The 5,732-nt window shown below is 39.2% G+C and carries 4 protein-coding genes, 1 tRNA gene and 1 pseudogene; 5 read left to right on the top strand and 1 reads right to left on the bottom strand.

Annotated elements, in window-relative coordinates; genetic code table 11:
* Positions 1 to 151 (bottom strand): helix-turn-helix domain-containing protein (locus tag QNJ66_RS25420; protein WP_300508890.1); only part of this gene is annotated, 151 nt, incomplete at its 3' end.
* A 293-nt stretch (positions 152 to 444) separates the two neighbouring features.
* On the opposite strand from QNJ66_RS25420, the gene QNJ66_RS25415 reads away from it, so the two are divergent.
* The 5 genes and pseudogenes from QNJ66_RS25415 to QNJ66_RS25395 form a co-directional block, all read left to right on the top strand.
* Positions 445 to 515, top strand: a tRNA-Gly gene (locus tag QNJ66_RS25415).
* A 52-nt stretch (positions 516 to 567) separates the two neighbouring features.
* Entirely contained in the window at positions 568 to 1,398 is an 831-nt protein-coding gene (gene lgt / locus QNJ66_RS25410) for a prolipoprotein diacylglyceryl transferase (RefSeq protein ID WP_300511457.1), read from the top strand.
* A gap of 112 nt (positions 1,399 to 1,510) precedes the next feature.
* The gene (locus tag QNJ66_RS25405) at positions 1,511 to 3,955 is read left to right on the top strand and encodes an HD family phosphohydrolase (protein WP_300511456.1); all 2,445 of its coding nucleotides are present in this window, start codon (positions 1,511 to 1,513) and stop codon (positions 3,953 to 3,955) included.
* 21 nt (positions 3,956 to 3,976) lie between these two features.
* A complete protein-coding gene (locus QNJ66_RS25400; protein ID WP_300511455.1) occupies positions 3,977 to 5,128 on the top strand; it encodes an S-layer homology domain-containing protein in 1,152 nt (383 codons plus the stop codon).
* A gap of 5 nt (positions 5,129 to 5,133) precedes the next feature.
* Positions 5,134 to 5,732 (top strand): annotated as a pseudogene (locus QNJ66_RS25395) (DUF3754 domain-containing protein); the annotation flags it as partial.

The following is a 5,732-nucleotide window of genomic DNA, read 5'->3' as shown; positions in this document are numbered from 1 at the left end:
CTATTAGACACTTCCTCGAAGCAATCCAGTCTTTAAGCTCCCGCAAAGCATAGTTATAAGAACGGCGACAAATTTCCAGCCATTCGTTCAATATTGCCTCTTGTTTGCTATCAGGGTAGATTCGGTACGAGTAGTTGAGTGTTAGAGTCATGATAATATGTTAGCAAAAAATAGAGACAACGGTAACATAAATTATCTAAGCTTGGTTGTGCTGTGCCACGTTAATATATTGGTCGGGCTGTATCCCCACGCTAAAACCTTGGCGAGCGACCCCGGCGAATCGCATTCGCGATCGTGAACGCGCGAACAGGTACTCACATTCTGTTCGATGCGTCCCCTCGTTTATAGCGTGGGACTTAGCCCGACATTAAAGTTAAAAATTTCAACTTGCCAATAACTCTCCCTTGTGTTACTATAATAAAAGTGGAAAAAATACCAAAATTTGCGGGTGTAGTTTAGTGGTAAAACCTTAGCCTTCCAAGCTAATGATGGGGGTTCGATTCCCCCCACCCGCTTTGATAGAGTTAAAAGTATGTTCAGATGTCATAGGAATAATGACGATCGCTTATGCTGTTAGGGATTCAATTTCAGTCTCCAGGCCCGATATTATTTGAAGCAGGGCCGTTCATCGTTCGTTGGTACGGTTTATTAATTGCCAGTGCGGTATTAATTGGGGTAACCTTATCCCAATGGTTAGCTAAACGCCGTCGGATCAATCCTGATCTGATTGGAGATTTAGCCATCTGGTTGATTATTGGGGCAATACCTTGTGCCAGACTCTACTATGTGCTGTTTCAATGGCAAGAATACGCTCAGCGTCCCGAAGATATTATTGCCATCTGGAAAGGAGGAATAGCCATTCATGGGGCGATTATCGGCGGAACCATCGCTGTCTTAATTTTTGGTCGTTTAAACAAAATTTCCGTCTGGCAATTAGCTGATTTAGTGGTTCCCTCCGTAGCATTAGGACAAGCCATAGGGAGATGGGGTAATTTCTTCAATTCTGAAGCCTTTGGCGCACCTACTAACTTACCCTGGAGGCTTTATATACCAGTCCAGAACCGTCCTATAGCCTATCTCACCTCGGAATATTTTCATCCCACCTTTCTTTATGAGTCTGTTTGGAATGTCATGGTATTTATACTTCTCCTCTCTTTATTTTTTTGGGGCTTAAAATATCCTCATCGCTTATCTGTGGGAACCCTCTCCTTAGTCTATTTAATCGCCTATAGTAGTGGCAGAATTTGGATAGAAGCATTAAGAACCGATAGCTTAATGCTCGGACCATTGAGGGTGGCACAGGTCATCAGTTTAGTTATGATTAGTATAGGGGTTTTGGGGCTAGTGTGGTTATATCGTTTAAAAAAACCTTTGCCAGACGTGGTTTCCCCTCAATAGTCCCTTCCGACGGAGTTGCCCAATCTCAAAAGAATGATGGCCTATCGTCAAAAAAAGAAGGAAGACTATCCAAGAAATCTCGTTTGATGTTTTTACATTGACCTCACACAATATGAAAAGGCTACAACTGTTAAAACAAAATATAGATAAATTAGGACAAAAGTATTTAAAAGGCCATCATCTCTATGGCCAAAAAGACAAAACTTTAGCCAAAAAATCCCCTGTCCAACCGCTTCATAAATACGATTGGTTTAGTAAGTTACACAAATCAAAACCCATCCGCACACTTCATCCACCCATAATGTTGGGACTGAGTGTTATTTCTTTAACCATTGTCATTGGTTATCGTTTCTACAACCAACCTCAACTATCTGTGGGAACGGTTTCCCCTGTGAAAGTTGTCGCCCCAAGGGATGAAGAATTTGTTGATGAAAAAACCACCGAAGAAAAACGGAAAGAAGTTCGCACTGGGATTATTCCTATCCTACAAAGAGATATAGAACTGACTAGCCAACTCAAAGCAGACTTAAACAAAACCCTTACCGAAATTAATCAATTTCGTCAACAAGTAGGGATATTTCCCTTTGTCAGTGGTTCCTTAATTCCTACGGGGACACAACAACATTTGCGTCGGGTAGATGATAACACTTGGGCAACCATTCGCACCATCGTATTCAGCAACAAAAGCCAACCCTTCCCTAACCTTCAACTGCAAACAGTTACAGCCATTGATTGGTTAAAACGCTATGAACAGAAGACATCAACCAACGCCCTCAAAGGTCTTTTAGATACCATCGGAAAATCCCGTAAACGTTACCATGCAGCCAAACGAGAAATCTTAAATGCCAAAACCTCAAATCTGACCCCAGAGGTATTAGGAATATTTCTCGATCTCGATGATAGTAATTGGCAAACTACACAAAAAACCATTAACATTACCTTAAATCGAATTTTATCCCAGGGAGTCCCCTCCGGAACACCAGATTATTTACTCCAAGAAATTATTAATAATCAACTAGAGTCCGCACCCTCATCGGTTCCTAAAACAGCAATTACTGATGTGTTAATGAAGGTTTTGCACAATAAACACAATTTGATGGTGGATAAGGAAGCCACCAGACAAAGGGCAGAAAAAGCAGCCTTAGCAATGAAACCAGTGATTGTAGAAATTAGAGCAGGAGATGTGATTGTCGAAGCAGGAGAAGAAATTACCCAGGGAGCGTTTGTTCTGCTGGATGGGTTTCAACTCAGTCGTCGCGGTGTTAATTGGGTGGGTTTAGGTTTTTCTGCTGGCATTGTCGTCGGAACCGTGATTATTTTTTCCATGGTGACTCATAAACTTCATCGTCCCATACGTCGCCGAGACCATATCCTTCTCTGTTTGTTGAGTCTGAGTACCCCTGTTTTAGGTATTTTTAATCTCGGTTATACCAATTTACCGGCCGTGGGCTTACTGGCCAGTAGTTTCTATGGCCCCACTTTAGCAATTACCCAAGTGATCTTATTGAGTGGATTATCCACCTTTGCTGCCCCAACCATCAACTGGAGTTATGTTTTAGCTGGAACCATCGGCGGACTGATTGCTGCTTCTGCGGCCGGAAAATTGCGATCGCGGGATGAGTTGGCTTGTTTAGGGGGTGTGGTGGGATTGGTCCAAGGAAGTCTCTATTTTGTCGGTTATCTGATTGCTGCCCCCGTAGCTGGTACTATTTGGTCTATTATCTTACCGGAAGCCATTATTTATGGATTATCGGGAATCGCTTGGAGTGTGATGGCCTTAGGGATTTCTCCCTATTTAGAACGATTATTTGATTTGGTCACCCCCATTCGTTTAGTGGAGTTAGCAAACCCTAACTGCGCTTTACTGAAACGTTTAGCGACGGAAACCCCAGGAACCTTTCAACATACTTTATTTGTAGCTTGTTTAGCTGAAGCGGCAGCCCGAGAGTTGCATTGTAACGTGGAATTAATTCGGGCCGGTACTTTATATCATGATATTGGCAAAATGCACGACCCTATGGGATTTATTGAAAATCAAATGGGCAACCCCAATAAACATGATCTGATTAATAATCCTCGGGACAGTGTGAACATTATTAAAAAGCACGTTTCTGAAGGGTTGGTTATGGCTAATAAATATGGTCTTCCCAGAGTTATTCGTGATTTTATTCCTGAACATCAAGGTACTTTATTAATTTCCTATTTTTATTATCAAGCTAAGCAAGAAGCGGAACGAAATGGCACAGAAATGATTGCTGAAGAGGAGTTTCGTTATGCAGGTCCGATTCCTCAGTCAAGAGAAACGGGTATTGTTATGTTAGCGGATGGTTGTGAAGCAGCGTTACGTTCTCTCAAGGAAGCGACTCCAGAAACGGCTTTAGCCATGATTCAAAAGATATTTAAAGCCCGTTGGCGGGATAATCAATTGAAAGATAGTGGCATTCGCTATGAGGAATTACCCATTATTGCTGAGGTGTTTGTTAAGGTTTGGCAACAATTTCATCATCAGAGAATTGTTTATCCTAAAGCTGCTTTAGATGCCCACAATAATAAATAATTTGCTGGAAATCTGGTTATTATGTCTCGTTATCTAATTCTAAGTTTATTCTTAACTGTTTTAACCGCTTGTAGTAATATTGATGGTTTAGAAGGTCTATTTTCTCCTAATCCTGAGTTACAAAAAAGAACAGAAAACACAACTTCATCTCCGTTAGAGATCCCCAAGGCATTTCCTAGCATCATTCCCCAATATTCTAACTCAGAATTGCAAGAAGTGTCTGATACTTTGACAGAAAAACAAGGATTTATTCGTTGGTCTTCCCCCGATTCGGTTACGACAATTACAGAATTTTATCAAGAAGTATTTAAAAATAATGATTGGGAAATTACTCAACCTTTTAATGAGGATGATAACCGATTAATAGCCCAAAAAAATGGCTTAGAAGTTCAGGTATCTTTTTTAACCTCTAATGAGGACAATACGGATTATTCTCTTCGTTATCAACCTGTGAATACTTCCTCCTCCTCAACCACCCCAGATCCTCCTAGTTCTCCTCAAAACAATGGTCTTTTTCCCCTTGATGATGTACCAGTAGCATTACGTCCTTATGTTCAAGATGTGATGAGGTTAGAAGACTTAAATGTTAAGCAGACTGATGACAAAGCTATTACTTCTAATACCATTATTAACCGTCGAACTTATGCTAGATGGTTAGTGCAAACCTACAATAGCTTTAATGAAAATACCCCTGCCAAACAACTTAGATTAGGGGTCAAAACCTCTCAACCTGCTTTTGCTGATGTGGGTACAAATGATCCCGACTTTCCTGTGATTCAAGGGTTAGCTGAAGCGGGGATCATTCCTTCTCCTTTAACCGGTAATAGTAGTGCTTCTTTATTTCGTCCAGATAACCCTTTAACCAGGGAAGATTTAATCACTTGGAAGGTTCCTTTAGATACGGGAAAAGGTCTCCCTAAAGCTTCTCTTGATAATATTAAAGAAACTTGGGGTTTTCAAGATACCACAAAAATTGATATCAAAGCGATACAAGCATTATACGCAGATTTTCAAAATGGAGAACAATCAAATGTTCGTCGTATCCTAGGTTATACCACACTTTTTCAACCCAAAAAAGGGGTCACTTTAGCAGAAGCGATCGCAAGTTTATGGTACTTTGGATATCAAGGAGATGGATTATCCGCAAAAGAGGTTTTAACAATTAATAACTAATGATAATGTCTGATTTTAGAGAATCTTTTATCCCTTTGCGTCGTACTGATTTAATTAATTTGTGTCTTGAAGAAGGTAAGTTTCAAGGGGAAGATAAACAACTATTTAAAGAGTTTTGTGACATTTTATCTGCTTTTTTCCATTTTCGATTTCATGCTACTTTAGAAACCATTAAAGATAATTACACGCTGTTTAATCCTAACGCTGATGTACAACCTTTAACAGAACCGAATTTAGAAGAATATGAAACAATGCAAACAGCAGTGATTAAAGGGTTTAAATATATTTTAGAGAGGGCTAATTATATTAGATTATCTGATGAGATTATTCAAAAATCTTTAGATGAAAAATCTTTGATTAATTTAAAAACAGATGTAGATTTTAATGATTTTGAAGAATTTTACTGTTATTATCGTGGAGATATTTATGAAACCATACAAAACAAAAAATTCAAGTTTTGGAAACAAGAAAAAACCATAGATATCTTAGAAAGAGTAGTTTTATTGATTAAATTCAAAGGAGAAGGCTATTTTAAAGCAAAAAAGAAAAATAATAAGAAACAAAAGGATTTGAATTTTATACCAGGAAAAATGTATCTTTATTT

It is taken from the genome of Crocosphaera sp., assembly GCF_030064895.1.
GTDB lineage: Bacteria > Cyanobacteriota > Cyanobacteriia > Cyanobacteriales > Microcystaceae > Crocosphaera.
Note: the sequence above shows the minus strand (reverse complement) of the source record. Positions and strands in the feature narration are given on the sequence as shown.

Bases quoted from the DNA above. Each gene is read 5' to 3' on its own strand.
- lgt (WP_300511457.1), top strand. From the start codon at position 568: ATGCTGTTAGGGATTCAATTTCAGTCTCCAGGCCCGATATTATTTGAA.
- QNJ66_RS25400 (WP_300511455.1), top strand. From the start codon at position 3,977: ATGTCTCGTTATCTAATTCTAAGTTTATTCTTAACTGTTTTAACCGCT.
- QNJ66_RS25405 (WP_300511456.1), top strand. From the start codon at position 1,511: ATGAAAAGGCTACAACTGTTAAAACAAAATATAGATAAATTAGGACAA.